General features: G+C 63.4%; 15 protein-coding genes. 4 read left to right on the top strand and 11 right to left on the bottom strand.

Annotation, left to right across the window (positions count from 1 at the left end):
* The 6 genes from EOD15_RS10975 to EOD15_RS10950 form a co-directional block, all read right to left on the bottom strand.
* Nucleotides 1-255, bottom strand: a 255-nt coding sequence (locus EOD15_RS10975; RefSeq protein ID WP_185928989.1) for an LLM class flavin-dependent oxidoreductase, incomplete at its 3' end; no start/stop codon positions are given.
* A gap of 70 nt (nt 256-325) precedes the next feature.
* On the bottom strand, nt 326-1,213 hold the full coding sequence (locus tag EOD15_RS10970) for an ABC transporter permease (protein WP_127320798.1): 888 nt from the start codon (nt 1,211-1,213) through the stop codon (nt 326-328).
* On the bottom strand, nt 1,210-2,169 hold the full coding sequence (locus EOD15_RS10965) for an ABC transporter permease (protein ID WP_127320797.1): 960 nt from the start codon (nt 2,167-2,169) through the stop codon (nt 1,210-1,212). Before EOD15_RS10965 ends, EOD15_RS10970 begins: the two co-directional genes overlap by 4 nt.
* A 7-nt stretch (nt 2,170-2,176) precedes the next feature.
* The gene (locus tag EOD15_RS10960; RefSeq protein ID WP_127320796.1) at nt 2,177-3,814 is read right to left on the bottom strand and encodes an ABC transporter substrate-binding protein; all 1,638 of its coding nucleotides are present in this window, start codon (nt 3,812-3,814) and stop codon (nt 2,177-2,179) included.
* Nucleotides 3,815-3,848: 34 nt separating this feature from the next.
* On the bottom strand, nt 3,849-4,625 hold the full coding sequence (locus tag EOD15_RS10955; RefSeq protein ID WP_127320795.1) for a DUF427 domain-containing protein: 777 nt from the start codon (nt 4,623-4,625) through the stop codon (nt 3,849-3,851).
* 21 nt (nt 4,626-4,646) lie between these two features.
* Nucleotides 4,647-6,005: an LLM class flavin-dependent oxidoreductase gene (locus EOD15_RS10950; protein ID WP_127320794.1), complete on the bottom strand. Its 1,359-nt coding sequence runs from the start codon at nt 6,003-6,005 to the stop codon at nt 4,647-4,649.
* A 190-nt stretch (nt 6,006-6,195) separates the two neighbouring features.
* Between EOD15_RS10950 and EOD15_RS10945 the strand changes: the two genes are divergently transcribed.
* The 4 genes from EOD15_RS10945 (at nt 6,196) to EOD15_RS10925 (ending at nt 12,827) form a co-directional block, all read left to right on the top strand.
* On the top strand, nt 6,196-8,004 hold the full coding sequence (locus EOD15_RS10945) for an ABC transporter ATP-binding protein (protein ID WP_127408481.1): 1,809 nt from the start codon (nt 6,196-6,198) through the stop codon (nt 8,002-8,004).
* Between the two features lie 240 nt (nt 8,005-8,244).
* A complete protein-coding gene (locus tag EOD15_RS10940) occupies nt 8,245-8,682 on the top strand; it encodes a hypothetical protein (protein WP_245463643.1) in 438 nt (145 codons plus the stop codon).
* A 390-nt stretch (nt 8,683-9,072) separates the two neighbouring features.
* Entirely contained in the window at nt 9,073-10,935 is a 1,863-nt protein-coding gene (locus EOD15_RS10930) for an ABC transporter ATP-binding protein (RefSeq protein ID WP_127408480.1), read from the top strand.
* Nucleotides 10,935-12,827: an ABC transporter ATP-binding protein gene (locus tag EOD15_RS10925; protein ID WP_127408479.1), complete on the top strand. Its 1,893-nt coding sequence runs from the start codon at nt 10,935-10,937 to the stop codon at nt 12,825-12,827. Before EOD15_RS10930 ends, EOD15_RS10925 begins: the two co-directional genes overlap by 1 nt.
* 26 nt (nt 12,828-12,853) lie before the next feature.
* On the opposite strand, the gene EOD15_RS10920 is transcribed toward EOD15_RS10925, so the two are convergent.
* From EOD15_RS10920 to hutC, 5 genes are all read right to left on the bottom strand, one after another.
* Complete coding sequence (locus EOD15_RS10920) at nt 12,854-13,636, bottom strand: ABC transporter ATP-binding protein (protein ID WP_127408478.1); 783 nt, start codon at nt 13,634-13,636, stop codon at nt 12,854-12,856.
* 10 nt (nt 13,637-13,646) lie between these two features.
* The gene (locus EOD15_RS10915) at nt 13,647-14,486 is read right to left on the bottom strand and encodes an ABC transporter permease (protein ID WP_127322339.1); all 840 of its coding nucleotides are present in this window, start codon (nt 14,484-14,486) and stop codon (nt 13,647-13,649) included.
* A 28-nt stretch (nt 14,487-14,514) separates the two neighbouring features.
* Entirely contained in the window at nt 14,515-15,522 is a 1,008-nt protein-coding gene (locus tag EOD15_RS10910) for an ABC transporter substrate-binding protein (RefSeq protein ID WP_127322338.1), read from the bottom strand.
* A gap of 200 nt (nt 15,523-15,722) precedes the next feature.
* Entirely contained in the window at nt 15,723-17,021 is a 1,299-nt protein-coding gene (locus EOD15_RS10905; protein ID WP_127322337.1) for a hypothetical protein, read from the bottom strand.
* Nucleotides 17,022-17,127: 106 nt separating this feature from the next.
* Complete coding sequence (gene hutC / locus EOD15_RS10900; protein WP_013530484.1) at nt 17,128-17,859, bottom strand: histidine utilization repressor; 732 nt, start codon at nt 17,857-17,859, stop codon at nt 17,128-17,130.
* Nucleotides 17,860-17,956 lie beyond the last annotated feature (97 nt).

Here is a 17,956-nt window from a genome sequence, read left to right as displayed (position 1 = left end):
CTCGTAGCGCATGTCGATGACGGCGGTGCCGATCTCGATGCGGCTGGTCTTGGCGCCGACGGCTGCCAGCAGCGGGAACGGCGAAGCGAGCTGGCGGGCGAAATGATGCACGCGATAATAGGCCCCGTCCGCGCCCAGTTGCTCGGCGGCGACGGCGAGGTCGATGGATTGCAAAAGCGCGTCCGATGCCGAGCGCACTTGCGATTGCGACGAGGGCGTCCAGTGCCCGAACGACAGGAAACCGATTTTCTTCATAGCCATGCGATATAAGGATGCGCGTCAGGCTTCAATGCAAAAGAGATTTTTCGACGCGCCCAATCCAGGCTCATGCATCGCTATTCTCGAAGGCGCCGATGCCTTGTGCGATCAGATTGGTTGCCATCACCAGCGAGACGATTGCCGCGGAATTGAAGACGACGACCCACCATTTGCCGCCGGTCAGGAAACCGTAGCCGTCGGCGACGGCCAGCCCCCAATCGGCCGATGGCGGCTGAATGCCGAGGCCGAGAAAGCTCAGCGTCGCGATCGAGAAGAACGCGTAGCCCAGCCTTGTGACCAGCTCGATCAAGATCGTTTCCCTGATGTTGGGCAGTATCTCCAGAAACATGATGGCGAGCGGGCCCTCGCCGCCAAGCCGCGCGGCGCTGACATAGTCGCGCTCCTTCTGCTCGCGCACGGCGGCGCGGACGGTGCGCGCCACCAGCGGCGCGTAGGCGATGCCGATCACCAGGATGACGGTGAGGTTCGATGGGCCGATCGCCACCAGCGTCATGGTGACGAGAACGATGAACGGAAACGCCATCAGCGTATCGAGCAGCCGTGCGCCGATGGCATCGACCAGGCCGTCGAAATAGCCGAGCACCAGGCCGATGATGCTGCCGGCGGCAACGCCGGCCAGCGTCGCCAGCGGCGCAACCAGCAGGATGTCGCGCGACCCGACGACAATGCGCGACAGCACGTCGCGGCCGAGCTGATCGGTCCCGAACCAGTGCAGCGCGTCGGGCGGCGTCAGCATCGCCAGGAAATCCTCGGCATAGGGATCGTAGGGAACGAAGAGGTTGCCTGCTATGGCGCACACGACCCAGAACAGAAGCAGCAGCGATCCGACCACGACCGACGGCGGCAATCCGGCGAAAGCACTGCGGATCCGGCGCACTGCCGGAAAGCCGGCCACGGCGCGCCTCGGTGCGGGAAACTCGGCCAGATCCGTCATGGCGAGGTCCGGCGGCGTTGCCGCGGATCGAGCAGCGCCAGTACGAGGTCGCCGGCCGCCGCCGACAGCACGAAGATTGCCGCCATCACCAGCACGCCGGCCTCGAGCATCGGGAAATCGCGTGCCTTGGCCGCATTCAGAACCAGATTGCCAAGCCCCTGGATGCCGAACAGCGCCTCGATCACCACCAGCCCGCCAAGCATGTAGCCGGTCTGCGTCGCCAGCACCGCGATGGTCGGCGTCAGCGCGTTGCGCAGCACGTGCCGAAAGATGATCTCGCGCCGCTCGAGCCCTTTCAGGACGGCGGTGCGCGTATAATCGGCGGCCATTGCCTCGATCACCCCTGCCCGCGTCATCCGGGCGATGTAGCCGGCAAGGTTCAGCACCAGCGGCAGCGCCGGCAGGATCAGATAATAGCCATGCGTCCAGAAGCCCGCGCCATCGGGCGCAACACCGGAGATCGGGAACCAGTTCAGCCACAGGCCGAAAACGATGAGCAGCATCAGGCCAGAAACGAAATCAGGCACAATGCCGAAGGAGGCGCCTGCCATCACGATCAGCCGGTCGATCAAGCGGCCCGCATTGAGACCGGCAACGACGCCGGCACCAACGCCAAGCGGAATGAGAAAAATCAGAATAATGCCGGCAAGGGCGGCGGAGCGCTTGAGGCTTTCCAGCACGAAGGGCGCCACCGGCCCGCGCATCGACAGCGAGGTGCCGAAGTCACCGGTGACGGCCTTGCTGAACCAGAGCCAGTACTGGACGAGAACCGGCTGATCGGTGCCCAGCCGCTTGTTCAGTTCCGCCACCGCCTGCGCATCGGCAAAAGGCCCGAGCATCACACGGCCGACATCGCCGGGCAGGACCTGCCCGGCGAAGAACACCAGGATGCTGACCAGCCACAGCGTGAGGACAAGTGTGCCCAGACGCGCTGACAGAATGCGACCGGTCAGCATGTCGCGATCATGCCTGGACGAAGGAAACGCGGTCGAGCAGCAGATGCGAGATCGCGGTGAAGCGCACGCCCTCGACCTTCGAGCTGACGATCCGGCTGTATTGCGAGAAGTAGCTGATGATCGCCGGCGTCTCGTCGAGCAGCAAGGTCTGGATCTTGCCGGCAACGAGGCGCTGTGCCTGCAGATCACGCGCCTTAGAGTAGTCGAGCAGCAGCGCATCATAGGCCGGGTTGTTGAAATGCGCCGCGTTCCAGGCTCCCGAACTCTTCAGCGTGGCGTTGAGGAAGATGTCGGGCGTGCCGCGATGGCCGTAGTCGGTGATGCCGAGCACCGAATCCAGCCAGGGCGAGCTACCGAAGGTCGCCGAGCCGTAATAGGCGTCCTGCGGCAGGACGTTGAGCTTGACGTCGATGCCGGCCTTCCTGGCGAAGTTCTGGATGATCACCGCATAGTCGGGAATGTCATAGGCGCGCTCGGTGGTCAGCGTCACCTCGAAGCCGTTCGGCACACCCGCCTCGCCGAGCAGCCGCTTGGCTTCCGCAATGTCCTGCTGGCGCTGCGGCACCGACGGATCGGCCGATGGGAAGATCGGCGCGAACGGGGTGTCGTTGCCGACGATGGCGCGGCCCTTCAGCAGGCCCTTGACCACCGCCTCGCGGTCGATGGTGAGCGCCAGCGCGCGGCGGATGCGCTTGTCGGTGAACGGCGCCTGGTCGGTTCTGAGATGCACCTGATCATGCGAGCTTGCCTGCACGCTCAGCAGCCTGAAATTGGGATTGCCCTCGATCGCCAGCTCCAGGCGCGTCGTGCTCGGGATGACGTCGAGCTGGCCGGCCTGCAGCGCCAGCACCTGCGCCTGCTCGTCGTCGAAGAACTTGATCTCGACCCGGTCGGGCAGCGCCTTGTCGCCCCAGTAGTCCTCATTGCGCACGAAGCTTGCGCCTTGCTTGGGACGGAAGGATTCCAGCTTGAACGGGCCGGTGCCATTGAACGTCTTCTCGAAATCGCCGGCATAGTCGGCCGGCAGGATGACGGCGTTGTAGACGTCTGAGGAGACATAGAAAGGGAAGTTGCTGTTTGGGCCGTCGAGATCGAAGGCGACGGTTTCGTCGTCGACCAGCTTGGCGCCGCCCTTGGACAGGATGCCCTTGTAGGCGGACAGCGCCGACGAGCCGCTGGCCGGATCGACCAGCCGCTCGAAGCTCGCCACAACATCCCTAGCGGTGACCGCGCGGCCATTGTGGAATTTCACCCCTGGCCGCAATTTGAAGGTCCAACGACTGGCTGTCTCGTTTGCTTCCCAGGACAGAGCCAGCTTCGGCTGCAGACCATCCTTCGGATCGTCGAGGATCAGATATTCGCCGACCTGGCTGATCACCCCGATGCTGGCCGGATCGGTGACCGAAACCGGATCGATCGCCTTGGTCGGCTGGCCGAGCCCGACGCGCACCGTGCCGCCGGCAGCAGTCGCGGCGCGCGCATCTCCAAGCCCCTGCGAGGCGGCAAAGCCGGTCAAGCCGAGCAGTGCTGCATATTTCAGGAGATCGCGGCGTTTGAGAAAGCCGCCCTGATATTCATCGACGGCGACATTCCAGATGTCCCCCGACAGGTTGCGAACTGCGTCGATATCTCTGCGTTTGGTCATGTCAAACCCCTGCTTTGAAATGAAGATTGAAAACCTATGCGACGGGTTCGCCGTCGAGATGGATGCGGTCGACGGCCTGCGGATAGAACGCGATGAGGCCCTTGATCTTGGGCATTTCCTCTATGGGATCCCGGTAGCTCCAGGCGATGTCAGGGCGCACCGAGCCGTCGCTCAGCAGGCCGGACCAATAGGAGGCGATGCCCTTGTAAGGACATCGCGTCGTTGTAACGGACGCCGTCAGCCGCTCCAGCCGGATGTCTTCCGCGGGCAGATAAAAACGCGTTGGCAGATGCGTCTCGAACAGCAGAACCGGGCGGTGGCTGTCGGCGATCGGCTCGCCGTCGAACCAGACCTGCACATGGCTGGAGCTCTGCAGCACATCGATGCGTGCGTAGGGATCGCGGGCGTGGACGAAGACTTCCTCTTCCTCCTCGAACCATTGGTCGACGGCTTTCCAGGTGAAGGCGATGCGGCCGGCCAGAGGCGCCAGGTTTTCATCCGGTGGCGACACGAACGCCCAAGCCGCGTTGGCGCTGCGCCTGTCACCGCTGTCGATATCCCAATAGGCGGTTTCGCCACCGACCGGGTGCGGTTCGCGATGCAGTGAGGGTCTCAGCACCGACGGGTCGACCGCTGACGGCGGGAAGAAATAGATCGGCAGGAAATGGTTGGAGCGCAGCACGAGCACGTTGCGGCTGTCGGCGATGGTGCGGCCGCCGAACTTGACGCGCACGCGCTTGGGGCTGTGCAGGACATTGACGAGCTGCGGCGCGGTGGCTTCGCGGGGCTGCAATCTTGGTGCAACGGTCATGATCGTTCTCCCGGCCTGACGTCAGGACACCGCGCGCGCATTGTCGCGTCGTTCGGCGAAGCGATTGGCTGGTCGCGCCAGGCCGAAGCGGTCGCGCAACGTTCCCGGCGCGTATTCGGTCGGGAACACGCCGCGCCGCTGCAGCTCCGGAACCACCTGGTCGGCGAAATTCACCCAGTCCTCGGGCAGCAGCGGGAACATCAGGTTGAAGCCGTCGGCGGCACCGGAAACGAACCAGTCCTGCAGCTGGTCGGCGATCTGTACCGGCGTGCCGGCGACGGTCGGCACCGAACCGCTGTTGGCGAGTTTGCGGGCGATCTCGCGCAGGCTGAGATTCTGCTTCGCCCATTGCTTGACCCGGTTGAGCGACGTGCGTCCGCCGTTGAACGTGCTCTCGTCCGGCAGCGGCGGCAATGGCCCGTCCGGCGGGAACAGCGACAGGTCCAACCCGCTCCAGCTGGACAGAAGGTCGATGCCGACCTGATCCGGCAGCAAGGTCTGCAGGTATTCCTGCTTTTCCCGGCCTTCTGCTTCGGAGGCGGCGACAACAGGCAGGATGCCGGGCAGGATCTTGAAGCTCTCCGGCCGCCTGCCGTGGCGGGCCAGCCGCTCGTTGATATCCTGACGGTATTTGATGCCATCTTCCTTGGTGCTGTAGATGGCGAAGTGCGCATCGGCCTGGGCGGTGGCGAAGTTCTTGCCGTCCTCCGAGGAGCCCGCCTGGACGATCAGCGGATGGCCCTGCGGCGGCCGCGAGACGTTGAGCGGGCCGCGGACCTTGAAGTGCTTGCCCTTGTGATCGATGGGATGGACCTTGTCGGGGTCGGCGAAATAGCCCGACGCCTTGTCGATCAGCAGCGCCTCGTCTTCCCAGCTGTCCCACAGCGCTTTGACGATATCGAGGAATTCGGCCGCACGCTCGTAGCGGAACGCATGTTCGATATTGCCGTCGCGGCCGAAATTGCGCGCCTCCTCGTCCATCGCCGAGGTGACGACGTTCCACGACGCCCTGCCCTTGCTGATGTGGTCGAGCGAGGCGAACATGCGCGCCACATTGTAGGGCTCGCTGTAGGAACTCGATGCCGTGGTGATCAGGCCGATATGTTTGGTCACGCCCGCCAGCGCCGAGAGCAGCGTCAGCGGTTCGAGGCGGGCATTGGCGTAGTGGGCGACGCCGCTCTTGACCGAATCCCAAATCGAAACGTGGTCGGCGACGAAGATGGTGTCGATCCTGGCGCGCTCGGCCGCCTGCACGAGATCGCGGTAGAATTCGAAGTCCAGCACCTCCCGCCTCGGCGCCCTCGGATGGCGCCACGACATCCGGTGATCGCCCTGCGGGTTGAAGAAGAATGCGCTGAGGATCATGTGGTCTCGAGCCATGACGGCCTCCTTCCAGATCTGCTCCGGAGACCGTCGCGCTGCCTCGGCAGACGGCGACAATCTCTCCTGAGGCATGAAAGGTAGATTGCGCTTCGGCTTAATCCGAGTAATTTTATAGAGATAATGCACTCCGAAAGCGGAAGCGATTGCCCTCGATGGCAGCGCTCGAAGAAAGTGGTTTCAAGTCTCCATGTCCTCCTCGGTTCTGAACGTAGACCAGCTGTCCGTCGCCTATGACGGGCGCAAGGGATCGCATCCCGCCGTCAGCGGCGTGTCGCTGCACATCCGCGAAGGCGAAGCGCTCGGCCTGGTCGGCGAGTCAGGATCGGGCAAAAGCTCTGTGGCGCTCGCCATCCTGCGTTATCTGCCGAAGAACGCCCGTATCGCGGCCTCAGCGCTTGAATTCCAGGGCCGCGAAATCCGCGACCTTTCCGCCGAGCAACTGCGCCGGCTCAGGGGAAATCAAATCGCGGCCGTCTACCAGCATCCGGGCGCGGCGCTCAATCCAAGCATGACGATCGGCCGGCAGATCACCGAGACGATCATGCGGCACCGCCCGGTTCGCCTCGACGAGGCGCGCGAGCGTGCGGCCGAACTGCTCGGCCGGGTCCGCGTCAGCCATCCGGAGCGTGTGCTGGATCTCTATCCCCACGAACTCTCCGGCGGCATGCAGCAGCGCGCCAACATCGCCATCGCGATTGCGCTCGACCCGTCGCTGCTGGTGCTGGATGAGCCGACGACGGCGCTCGACGCCAGCGTCCAGTCCGAGATCATCGCCATCCTCTCCGACCTGCGCAAGGATCACAAAACCAGCATCCTGCTGATCAGCCACGACATCAACATGATCCGCCGCTCCTGCGACCGGGTGGCGGTGATGCAGGCGGGAACCGTGGTCGAAAGCGGCGTTGCGGGCGATGTCTTCGACAACCCCTCTCACGCCTACACCAAGGCGCTCATCGCCTCGATCCCGGCGCTCAACTACACCAAGCGGGACGGAAGACTGGCGGAGACGGACGGCGTGCCAGCGCACCCCATAGCCCAAGGCGAAGACGCCGGCTTGCCAAAAGAACGCCGGGTCGCGATCGCCTGCAAAGGCATCAGTCATGCCTTCGGCAGCCAGCCAGTGCTGCACGGCATCGATCTCGACATCGGCCAGGGCGAAACCTTCGGGCTGATAGGCGAGTCCGGTTCCGGCAAGTCGACACTGGCAAGGATCGTCACCGGCCTGCAGGCGCCCAGCGCCGGATCGGTCGAACTGTTCGGCAGGACGGTCGCGCCGCGCGTCGAGAAGAGAAACCTTGCCGAACGCCGCGACGTGCAGATGGTCTTCCAGTCGCCGGATCGCACGCGCAACCCGCGCCAGCGGATTGGCCGCATCCTCGGCCGCCCGCTGCGCCGGCTCGCCGGGCTGCGCGGCAGCGAGGTGAGAGCCCGCGTCGGCCACCTGCTGGCATCGGTCCGTCTCGCCGGCGCCACGGCCGAGCAGAAATCGCGCTCGCTGTCCGGGGGCCAACGGCAGCGGGCGGCGATCGCGCGCGCCTTCGCCGGCGTGCCGAAGGTCGTCGTGCTCGATGAACCGACCTCCGCGCTCGACGTCTCCGTCCAGGCGACCGTTCTCAACCTGCTCAACGACCTGCAGCGCGACAAGGACACGACCTATCTGTTCATCAGCCACGACCTCAGGGTGGTGCGCTACATGGCCGACAGGATCGGCGTGCTCTATCGCGGACGCCTGGTCGAAACCGGTTCATCCGACCAGATTTTCAAAGGCCCCAACCACCCCTATACCGCCCTGCTGCTAGCCGCTTCTTCCGATGAGGCCGAGCCGAAACTATCCGCTCCAGCCGAGATCGAGGCCACCGGTGTCCCGAACACCGGATGCGCCTTCGCCGACCGCTGCCCCCTGGTTCTGCCTGACTGCCGAAAGGCGGAACCATCAGCCATGGAGGTCGCGGCCGGCCACCGGATCGCCTGCTGGCGGCACGGCCAGGGTTTTTGAGCGGCTCAACAGCAGTCCGAAGGTCCGCAGCAACTCGGTTTCAGCGGCAGGCAGGTCGTCCGATGGATGGAACCTCTCCGACGGCTGGCGAGGCGGTGCAACATTGTCATGGCGTGCTGATTTGCCGACACTGGAAGCCCGGAGTTCCTGGTCCCGCGCTGGGCTTGGGTGTTTCCTCGCATACAAATATATTCGTTCATGCTAATATATTGTGGTCATGCACATTCGTTCGTGACGAACATGTGGGAGGATGCAATGAAAACCATAAATCGCAGGTCTGCAATTGCTCTCGGTGTGACGGCTGCCGCGATAACGCCTCTGTTCACCCTGGCGGCATCAGCGAAGGTCAAGAAATACGGCCCGAAGGAAGGCAAGGAGATTGCGCCCGGTGTCAGGGTGGTTGAGGTCAGCACCGGCGACTCCGACATTCCCGCCTACAAGAGCATCGCAATCGTCGACGTGGTGTTCCAGCCCGGCGCACACGCGCCTCAGATGGTGATGGATAATGACATGGTTTGCACCATTACTTCAGGCGCATTCACGATCAAGAAAGCCGACAAGGAATTCAAGCTCAAGGAAGGCGACATGTACACCTGCGCCAAAGGCAAGACCGACGAGGCCACGAACACAAGCAAGGAGGTCGGCGTCCATCGTATCGCCGTCCTGATACCTGCCTAGAGCATGATGCCGAAAAGTGTGAAGCGGTTTTCGGACGACATCATACTCTATCTCTTTGATTTAGAGACGGATTCAGATTTCAGCTCGATTCGACCTGAAATCATCCGGCTCTAGCAGACCGGATTCCGGCCGGATGGAAGATCGCACGCCGTCCGGCCGTCGCTTGCGTACAGCCGGATGCTGGCCTCGTCCGGCCAACGCCCTCAGCAAGAGGATTCCGTCGTTGGTGCCAGCCGGATCGCAGTCGCATGCTCGCTTTCCGTTCAGGCACAGTGCGATACCGGAATTGGCTCTTGAACGGCCAAGTCGGACACGCGTAACATCGCGCCATCTGAATTGAGTCTGCTTTATTAGTCCGGACTAACCTCCGGATTGGTTTGGATATTTCCCTTGAACACGCAAGCAATCGGCGGCGCGCCGGAGCGCGGCAAATCGTTTGCCCATGTGGCGGAAGCCTCCTGGGGCAAGGGCCTCAGCACCTTGCTCCGCATCGTGCGCATGACGCTGCGCCATCCCTGGCAGGTCGCCATCACCATCGTCTCGACCTTTATTGCGGCGACCTTGCAGCTTTTCATTCCCCGCCTGCTGGGCCGCGCCATCGACCAGGCGCAGGGCGTCATGGCCGCGGGTGCCGGCGCTGCCGCGGAACAGGCGCTGTGGAATACGGCGCTGACGCTGCTCGTCGTCTCGATCCTGCGCGGCCTCTTCACAATGGCGCAGAACTACTATGGCGAGGCCGTCGGCCACCGCACCGGCTATGAACTGCGCCTGGCTTTCTACGAGAAGATCCAGCGCCTGAGCTTCGCCTACCACGACAGGGTCCACACCGGCGATCTCATCACGCTCGGCCTGCTCGATCTCGACGGCGTGCGCATGTTCTTTTCCACTGGCATTTTGCGCGTGGTGCTGCTCGGCGTGCTGATCGGCGTTGGCGCCTATCTCCTGATCAGCACCGATCCCGTGCTCGGGCTGCTCAGCCTGAGTTTCGTGCCCTTCGTCGCCTGGCGGTCCTCGGTCACCCAGCTCAAACTGCGCAGCACCTGGCTGACGTTGCAGGAGCGCCTCTCGGTGCTGAGCCGGGTGATGGATGAGAACCTCGGCGGTATCCGTGTCGTGCGCGCTTTCGCAGCGCAGCGGCATGAGCTGGAAAAATTCGATCGCGCCAAGCGCGATGCACTGGACCTCGCCAATCAGCGCGTCGACATCCGCGTCGCCAACACCAGCGCCATGAATTTCTCGTTCCTGGCCGCCATGGGGCTGGTCCTGTGGTTCGGCGGCCAGAAGGTGATCGCAGGCCAGATCAGCGTCGGCACGCTGGCGCAGTTCCTCACCTTCATGACCATCCTGCAGATGCCGGTGCGCCAGCTCGGGCTGATGGTCAACTCCTTCGCGCGCGCCTCGACCTGCGGCACCCGGCTGTTCGAACTGCTCGACGCCGAGCTCGACATCGAGGACGCGCCCGGCGCCAGGGATCTCGTCGTCAGCGACGGCGTGCTGCGCTTCGACAATGTCGGCTTTCGCTATGAGGGCGCGGGCGGCCGGTCGACACTGTCCGGCATCTCCTTCGAGGCCCGGTCCGGCGAGACCATCGGCATTGTCGGCCCACCGGGCAGCGGCAAGTCGACCATCGCGCATCTGATCCCGCGTTTCTACGACGTCACTTCGGGTTCGATCACCATCGACGGCCAGGACATTCGTGAGGTGACGCTGAAATCGCTGCGCAAGGCCGTCGGCGTCGTGCAGCAGGATGCGTTCCTGTTCACCACCTCGATCGAGAACAACATCGCCTATGGCAATCCCTGGGCGCGCGAGACACGCATCGGGCAGGCAGCCGAGTACGCCCAGCTGCACAATTACATCATGGGCCTCCCGGCCGGTTACACCACGGTCGTCGGCGAGCGCGGCGCGTCGCTTTCCGGTGGCCAGCGGCAGCGCCTGACCATTGCGCGGAGCCTGATGCTGCGGCCATCGGTGCTGGTCTTCGACGATTCGACCGCGGCCATAGACGCCGGTACCGAACAGCGCATCCGGGCGGCGATGAAGCGCTTCGCCAGGGACCGCGTCACACTCATCATCTCGCACCGGCTGAGCTCGCTGATGCATGCCGACCAGATCCTGTTCGTCGAGGGCGGCCGGATCGTCGAGCGCGGCACGCACAAGGAACTGCTGGCGCTCGGTGGCCGCTATCGCGCGCTCTACGATTTGCAGCTGCGGCCGGACGATGAGCGGCCTGTCGTGGCGGGAGCCGCGTGATGTCGACACAGGCCGACGACGACAAGGAAGATACCAGCCGCCGGCCGACAAGGGCCGTCGTGGGCTCGCATCGCGACGAGGAAGAAGTCTTCGGCAAGGCCTACGACCCCCGCATCGTCAGGCGCATCTGGAGCTTCGTGCAGCCCTATCAGAGCCGGATCTTCATCTCGGTCGCCGCCGTACTGGTGTTCACGCTGACCCAGTTGGCGATTCCGCTGGTCATCCGCTACGCCATCGACCACGGCATGACGGCAGGCAAGCTCGACCAATCGGTGATCATCGCCGCGATCGGCGCTTTCTCGGCGATCATCCTCATCAACTATGCCGCCTCCTATGTGCAGGAAAGCGTCGTCGGCAAAGTGGCCGAGAACGTGCTCTCCGACCTGCGCCGGGCCATGTTCAGCCACCTGCAGCGTGTCTCGTTGAGCTTCATGGACAAGACCGAGGTCGGGCGGCTGATGTCGCGCCTGCAGGGCGACGTCAATTCGATGCAGGAATTCCTCGAAACGTCGGTCATGTCGGTGGGCGACATCGTGCTGCTGTTCGGCATCGTCAGCGTGCTTTTGTGGCTGGATTTCCGGCTCGGCCTGCTGACGCTGTCGACCATGCCGGTGCTGTTCATCGTGCGCCTGTTCTGGCTGCCGCGCGCCAAGGTCGCCTTCATGGCCGCGCACGAAACCAACTCGATCGCCAATGGCGCGCTGGCGGAAGGCATCCACGGCGTGCGCACGGTGCAGAGCCTGGAGCGCCAGCACGTCAATTTCGACCTCTACGACGAGAAGGTGCTGGCCAATCTCAATGCCCATCTGACCTCGGCGAAATACGCGCAGGTGATGGTGCCGATCGTCGACACGCTGACCGGCATCGCCATGGCGACCGTCATCGTCGTCGGCGGTTCGATGGTGCTGTCGCACAGCCTCGACATCGGCGTCATGGTGGCGTTCCTGTTCTACATCCAGCGCTTCTTCGACCCGATCCGCTCGCTGACCATGCAATACAGCGTCATGCAGCGCGCCATGGCTTCGGGCCAGCGCATCTCCGAAGTGCTCGACGTGCCGGTCGACGTCAGCGACAAGGACGGTGCTATCGCGCTGTCGCGCGACATGGACGGCTCGGTCGAGTTCAGGAACGTCACCTTCGGCTATAGGCCGAACCAGCCGGTGCTGAAGAACATCTCGTTTCGCGTCAATCCGGGCGAGACCGTGGCCCTGGTCGGCCCGACCGGGTCGGGCAAGTCGAGCTCGATGGCGCTGGTGCACCGCTTTTACGATGTCTGGTCGGGCGAGGTTCTGGTCGGCGGCCATGATGTGCGTGACCTGACCCAGGATTCGCTCGGCGATCAGGTGGCGATGGTTCTGCAGGAGCCGTTCCTGTTCTCCGGCTCGGTGCTGGAAAACATCCGCTACCACAAGACATCAGCCAGCCGCGAAGAGGTGGTGCGCGCCGCACAAGCCGTCGGCGCGCACGATTTCATCGAGAACCTGCCAGATGGCTACGATACCGAACTCGAGCAGCGCGGCGGCAATCTCTCGCTGGGCCAGCGCCAGCTGATCAGCTTTGCGCGTGCGCTGGTGGCGGATGCAAAGATCCTGGTGCTCGACGAAGCCACGGCCAGCATCGATTCCTACACCGAGATGCTGATCCAGAAGGCGCTGATCACCCTGCTGGAAGGCCGCACCGGCCTGGTCATCGCCCACCGTCTGGCGACCATCCGCGGCGCCGACCGCATCATCGTGCTGCAGAACGGCGAGATTGTCGAAAGCGGCAACCACGAACAGCTAATGGCAAGGAAAGGTCTCTACGCCCGCCTCTACAACATGAACTACGCCTCGTTCGACGACATTTCGGAAGGCGAGCTGGAGTTGGATGCGGCGGTCGGCAAGGCGACGTGATTGGGCCTACTGATGACCACAGGCGCCTACGCCATTTCGGGGCGTTTTGAACCCTCGCGGATGGCCTTGTGCACGCCGCGCTGCAGATCCATGAATGCAGGGCTTTCCATCACCTCTTCGCGGCGCGGGCGCTCAATATCGACGTTGAAGGTCTGCGTGATGCGTCCCGGGCCGATCCCCATGACGACGATGCGGTCCGACAGATAGACGGCCTCCTCCACATCATGAGTGACAAACAGGACGGTCAACCTGTGTTCCTCCCAGATCTGGGTCAGCAGTTCCTGCATCTGATGCCGGGTCAAGGCATCGAGCGCGCCGAATGGCTCGTCCATCAACAGCATCTTGGGCCGGTAGGAAAGCGCGCGCGCAATGGCGACGCGCTGTTTCATGCCGCCCGAGAGTTCGGCCGGATAGCGGTCGGCGCTGTCGGACAGCTTGACGAGTTCGAGATGCTCCAGCGCGATCCTGCGGCAGGTCGGGCGATCGTAACCGGCGGCCTTAAGGGCAAATTCGATGTTCTGCCGCGCCGTCAGCCAGGGAAGCAGCGTGTAGGACTGGAAGACGACGCCACGGTCGAGACCCGGCTGCAGGATCGGCGCGCCATCGATGCTGAGATCGCCGGCGCCGAAGTCCTGCAGTCCGGCCACGATCGACAGCAGCGTGCTCTTGCCGCAACCCGACGTGCCGACCAGGGAGACAAACTCGTTGTCGGCAAGATCGAGGTTGATGTCGCGCAGCACTTCCGTGCGCCGCTCGCCGGTGCCGAAGCTCTTGTGGAGACCGGCGATCCGCAATTTGGGGGGGCTCATCGGCTGGACCTCATTGCGAGCGGCCCTCTTGCTTGAACAGCACCTTTTCCAGCGCCTTCATCACCTGGTCGGTGATGAGGCCGAGCAGGCCAAGCAGCAGGATGTAGCCGATGATCGTGTTGGTCTGGAAATACCGCTGCGACACGGTGATGCGATAGCCGAGCCCCGAAGTCGCGGCGACAAGTTCGGCCAGCACCAGCCAGGTCCATGCCCAGCCCAGGCTGATGCGCAGCGTATCCCAGATGCCCGGCAAGGCGCTGGGAACGACGATGCGCGTCAGGATCTTGCGATCCGGCAAGCCGAGTGTACGCCCAAGGCCAATGAAATCGGCTGGAACCCGTTTCACATTGTCCATGATCATCAGCACCTGCTGGAAGAAGGTGCCGATGAAGATGATCAGGAATTTCTGCGAATCGCCGGTGCCCGCCCACAGGATGGAGAGCGGCACGAAAGCGACGACCGGCATGTAGCGGATGAAATCCACCAGCGGCTCGATGGCCGCTTCCCAGGAACGGAAACTGCCGATCAGCACGCCGATCGGTATCGACAGGGCCGAGGCGATGAGGAAGCCGATGGAGATACGGTACATCGAGGCTTTGAGGTCCAGCCACAACGTGCCGTCGGCGGCGAGCTTGGCGATCTGCATAGCTACGCTGCCCGGCGACGGCAGGAAGATCGGCTTTACCAACCCCAGTCCGGTCGCCGCCCACCAGGCAAGGCCGAGCCCGACGAACACGGCCACCGCGATGATCAGGAAGCGCGACCTGGCGATGGGCACGCCGATCCCGGAGGATCGGCGGCGCCTCGCCGGTTTCGCGATCGGTCCTGCCGCCGGTCGCTCCCCGGGCATCTGTGTCACCACCGCGATCCGGCCTTGGTCATTCCGCTGCCTTGACGAAGGCCGGGTCGATCATCTGCTCCGGCGTCACATCGGCCTGCAGCAGCTTGGCGTTCTTGGCGGCGGCCTCGACATCGGCGAAGGTCTTGGTGGTGAAATCGCCGGTCAGCGCCGTCTTGTTTTCGGCGAGTGAGTAGTAGCGCACGCCGTCAAAGGCGGTGTTGAGGTCCTTGACGTCCGAACCGACGGCCTTGGCGATGATGGCGCGTCCACCGGGCGTGTCGGCATTGTAGTCCTTGAGCGCCGCGTCCCAGCTCTTGATCATGGCCAGCACCTGGCCGGGCCGCGACTTGATCACCTCGTCACGCACCACCAGCACGTCGCTGATCAGGCCGGGATCCTCGCCGGCGGTGAACAGCAGCTTGAGGTCCTTGTTCTGCGCCATGGCGACGGTGAGGTACGGTTCATAGGTCACCGCGACCGGCACCTGGCCGGCGATCAAGGCGCTGCCGGCGTCGGACGCCGGCATCGGAACCGGCTTCACATCGTCGATCGACATGCCGTTCCTGGCGAGCGCGTATTTGAGCAGGATGTCGCTCGTCGTGCCTTCCTCGAAGGCCACCTGCTTGCCCTTGAGGTCCGCGATGGAGGTGACGTCCTTGCCGGCGATGATGGCGTCGGCGGTCATGGAGACGTCGAGCAGCAGCACGATCTTCACCGGCAGGCCGGCCGCAACCATGCCCATCGCCGTGTGGGTCGCGATGTTGGCGGCGTCGAGCTGGCCGCTTGCAAGTGCTGCGTTGATGTCCTTGTCCTCGGCGAAATTGACGATCTGGACGTCGCTCAGCCCGTTTGTCTTGAACAGGCCCTTGGCCTCGGCGACATGCCATTGGCCATAGCCAAGCCAGGGCTCGATGCCGATCTTGAACGCTCCTGCCTCGGGCGTGGTGGGAATGGCCGCATCGGCTGCGTAGGCTGCCGGGGCGGTGGCCAGCCCGATGGCGGCGGCCATCACGAGCGCGCGAAATTGTCCTGTTAGGTTACGCATCATCTTTGTTCCCCTTGATGATCAGACCGCTTTTTCTGACTAAGGTAGCCGGTCTGGTGAGACTGCGGGTTTCTGCTCTTGCGGCACTGTGCCTCGGCGTCTTACCTGCCACTTCATGGTGAAGTGCGAGGATATTTCAGCGTCAGCGGGAGCGGATGTCAAGGCTAAAATACATACATGCATATACAAGTTGGAAAGACTCAATTTTCACGCTTTTCCGGATCGATCCGATCGAGGAAACCCGTCACCCGATCGGCTTCGGCAACGGGTTCGCTGCCGACCATGACCGCGACTGAGAAGGCAATGAGGGAGGAGACCCGCGTGTGGCTGCGCACGCCGGCCCGCAGGTTCATGACCAGCGTCGGCGAGAGGAAAAGACCGGCCCGCAGCACCGCGCGCCAATCGGCCGGCAGCATGCCGCGCCGTTTGAGCTCCAGCAGCAATGGCCGCCACAGCGCTGTCGCCTTGACCTCCAGCAGGTCGCGGCGGACGGGGCTCAGGTCCCAGTCCGTGTCGACATGGAGCAGATTTCCGTCCAGCCGCGCCTGGGCGCGAAAAGCCTCTGTCGCGGTCGCTGGATCATAGAGCCAGAACGGATGGGCAAAGATGTTGTGGAACGTCGCCTTCACCTCCGCCAGCAGCGTCGGGATATGCGAGCCGGCAAAGGCGGGATCGAAGAAGGACAGCTCCGCCCTCCCCGCCTTAGCCGTGTACCAGATATTGGCGTTGTGGGCGTCGCCATGCGCGACCACGCCGCCGGCATCGGCGAGCCGGTCGGGCCGCAAGCGCACCGCGGCGGCATCGAAAAGCTCACCGACGCTGTGGGTGTACTGCTGGCCGTTGATGACGAATTTCAGCCGGGAAAACCGATCCCAATCCAGCTCGGCACCGGGAAAGACGAACGGCTTGCCGACATAGAAATCGGCCAGCCGGCCGCCTGGCGACAAGCGTGTGTTTGCATCGATCAGCCGCTCATGAAACAGCCTGTGGATCGGCTCCGCCGAGACCTCCGCGACAGTCACCGGATGCAGCGTCTCGAGATAGACCTTGAGCAGCCTGGCCGACAGGTCGCGCTCGGCAAGAACGGCTTCTTGCCGCTTGCCGGCATCGTCCTGCGCATCTAGCGCGAACAGCACATCCGAAAATCTCGGATCCGTGCGGCGGCGGTAGACAAGGATCTGCTCGCCGGGCTGCGCCGACATGTGTATGGGTTGGTCGACTGGCAGGCCGGCGCGCGACAGAATCTCGGCGCGGTAATACTCGCCCGTCATCGCCTCCTCCCGCTCCTCCTGATGGAACTTGAAGAAGTAGGCCTTGCCGTCGTCTTCGAAGAAGCCGTTCAGGGAATTGAGGCTGTATTTGTCGAAGTTGATGCGCACATTGCGGGGACTCATCGCGAACAGGTCGCCCAGCAATGCCGCCAGCGCGCTTTGTGCTTCGGCAACATCATGCTGCGCGAGTGCCCGGATCTGCGCCGTGCGACTCGGTGTCTGCGTCATCTGTTGTCCTTCTTGGCCCGTCCATTCGAGAGCGAAAGTGTTCTCGTCAGCACATGTATATACATTGACAACGAAACCGCTCCGACTTGCATTCGTCCTGCTTCCGTTAGCTGCTTTTTGAAGGGGAATAGCGGCTGCCGAGCGAGTAGCGGCTGCCGGCATAAGTCAGCTTGCTGATGGTGGCCACCACCGCGCCTGTCCATGTCCGGCGGTGCAGGAAAAGGCAGCAGGCGCCGACATCGATGCCCAGATGCCGCGCCGTCTCGGCGTCGGCCGGGATCGCCGAGATGATATGCTCGACTTCGGTCACCGGGGTTTTCTGCATGAGATAGTCGTAGGTCGCCGTCTTCGAAAAATCCTGCTTGTCGTAATCGGGAATGAGGCTCGGATTGACGAAGCGCTCTTCCAGCTGCACCGGCAGATCATTCTCGAAATTGACGACGACGGAATGATAGATCGAGACGCGCTTTGGAAACTCGAACGACAGCGCCAGCTCCTTTGTCGGCATGATGGTTTCGAGGACGAGGACTTCGGAACGATGCCTGTTGCCGCGCTCGACGATCTCGGCTGCGATGTTGTTGATCTCGATCAGCGTCGATTGCGGCCGCGGCGGCGCGATGAAGGTTCCCACACCTTGCAGGCGGATCAGGAACCCGGCCGAGGTCAACTCTCTGAGCGCCCGGTGAACCGTCATCCGCGACACGCCGAGCGACGCCACCAACTCGTTCTCGGACGGCAGCTTGCGATCCTTGCCCCACCGGCCCGTTCCGATGTTCGCCAGGATGTAGTCCTTCACCTTCTCGTAAAGAGGGCTGGCCGTGTCGGGCAAAGTGATCATTTCAAAAGTCCTTTCCGGCGATTCATCGGAAATCACGACTGCTCGACAGGTTGCCGCATGCGGATGATTGTTTTCAAGCCGTCGCTGTGTCCCGCCA

The organism is Mesorhizobium sp. M7A.T.Ca.US.000.02.2.1 (genome assembly GCF_003996995.1).
GTDB lineage: Bacteria > Pseudomonadota > Alphaproteobacteria > Rhizobiales > Rhizobiaceae > Mesorhizobium.
This window is presented reverse-complemented; position numbering and strand designations above follow the sequence as displayed.

Excerpts from the sequence above, each read along its gene's own strand:
- EOD15_RS10970 (WP_127320798.1), bottom strand. The coding sequence starts at position 1,213 with ATGACGGATCTGGCCGAGTTTCCCGCACCGAGGCGCGCCGTGGCCGGC.
- EOD15_RS10965 (WP_127320797.1), bottom strand. The coding sequence starts at position 2,169 with ATGCTGACCGGTCGCATTCTGTCAGCGCGTCTGGGCACACTTGTCCTC.
- EOD15_RS10960 (WP_127320796.1), bottom strand. The coding sequence starts at position 3,814 with ATGACCAAACGCAGAGATATCGACGCAGTTCGCAACCTGTCGGGGGAC.
- EOD15_RS10955 (WP_127320795.1), bottom strand. The coding sequence starts at position 4,625 with ATGACCGTTGCACCAAGATTGCAGCCCCGCGAAGCCACCGCGCCGCAG.
- EOD15_RS10950 (WP_127320794.1), bottom strand. The coding sequence starts at position 6,005 with ATGGCTCGAGACCACATGATCCTCAGCGCATTCTTCTTCAACCCGCAG.
- EOD15_RS10945 (WP_127408481.1), top strand. The coding sequence starts at position 6,196 with ATGTCCTCCTCGGTTCTGAACGTAGACCAGCTGTCCGTCGCCTATGAC.
- EOD15_RS10940 (WP_245463643.1), top strand. The coding sequence starts at position 8,245 with ATGTGGGAGGATGCAATGAAAACCATAAATCGCAGGTCTGCAATTGCT.
- EOD15_RS10925 (WP_127408479.1), top strand. The coding sequence starts at position 10,935 with ATGTCGACACAGGCCGACGACGACAAGGAAGATACCAGCCGCCGGCCG.
- EOD15_RS10920 (WP_127408478.1), bottom strand. The coding sequence starts at position 13,636 with ATGAGCCCCCCCAAATTGCGGATCGCCGGTCTCCACAAGAGCTTCGGC.
- EOD15_RS10915 (WP_127322339.1), bottom strand. The coding sequence starts at position 14,486 with ATGCCCGGGGAGCGACCGGCGGCAGGACCGATCGCGAAACCGGCGAGG.
- EOD15_RS10910 (WP_127322338.1), bottom strand. The coding sequence starts at position 15,522 with ATGCGTAACCTAACAGGACAATTTCGCGCGCTCGTGATGGCCGCCGCC.
- EOD15_RS10905 (WP_127322337.1), bottom strand. The coding sequence starts at position 17,021 with ATGACGCAGACACCGAGTCGCACGGCGCAGATCCGGGCACTCGCGCAG.
- hutC (WP_013530484.1), bottom strand. The coding sequence starts at position 17,859 with ATGATCACTTTGCCCGACACGGCCAGCCCTCTTTACGAGAAGGTGAAG.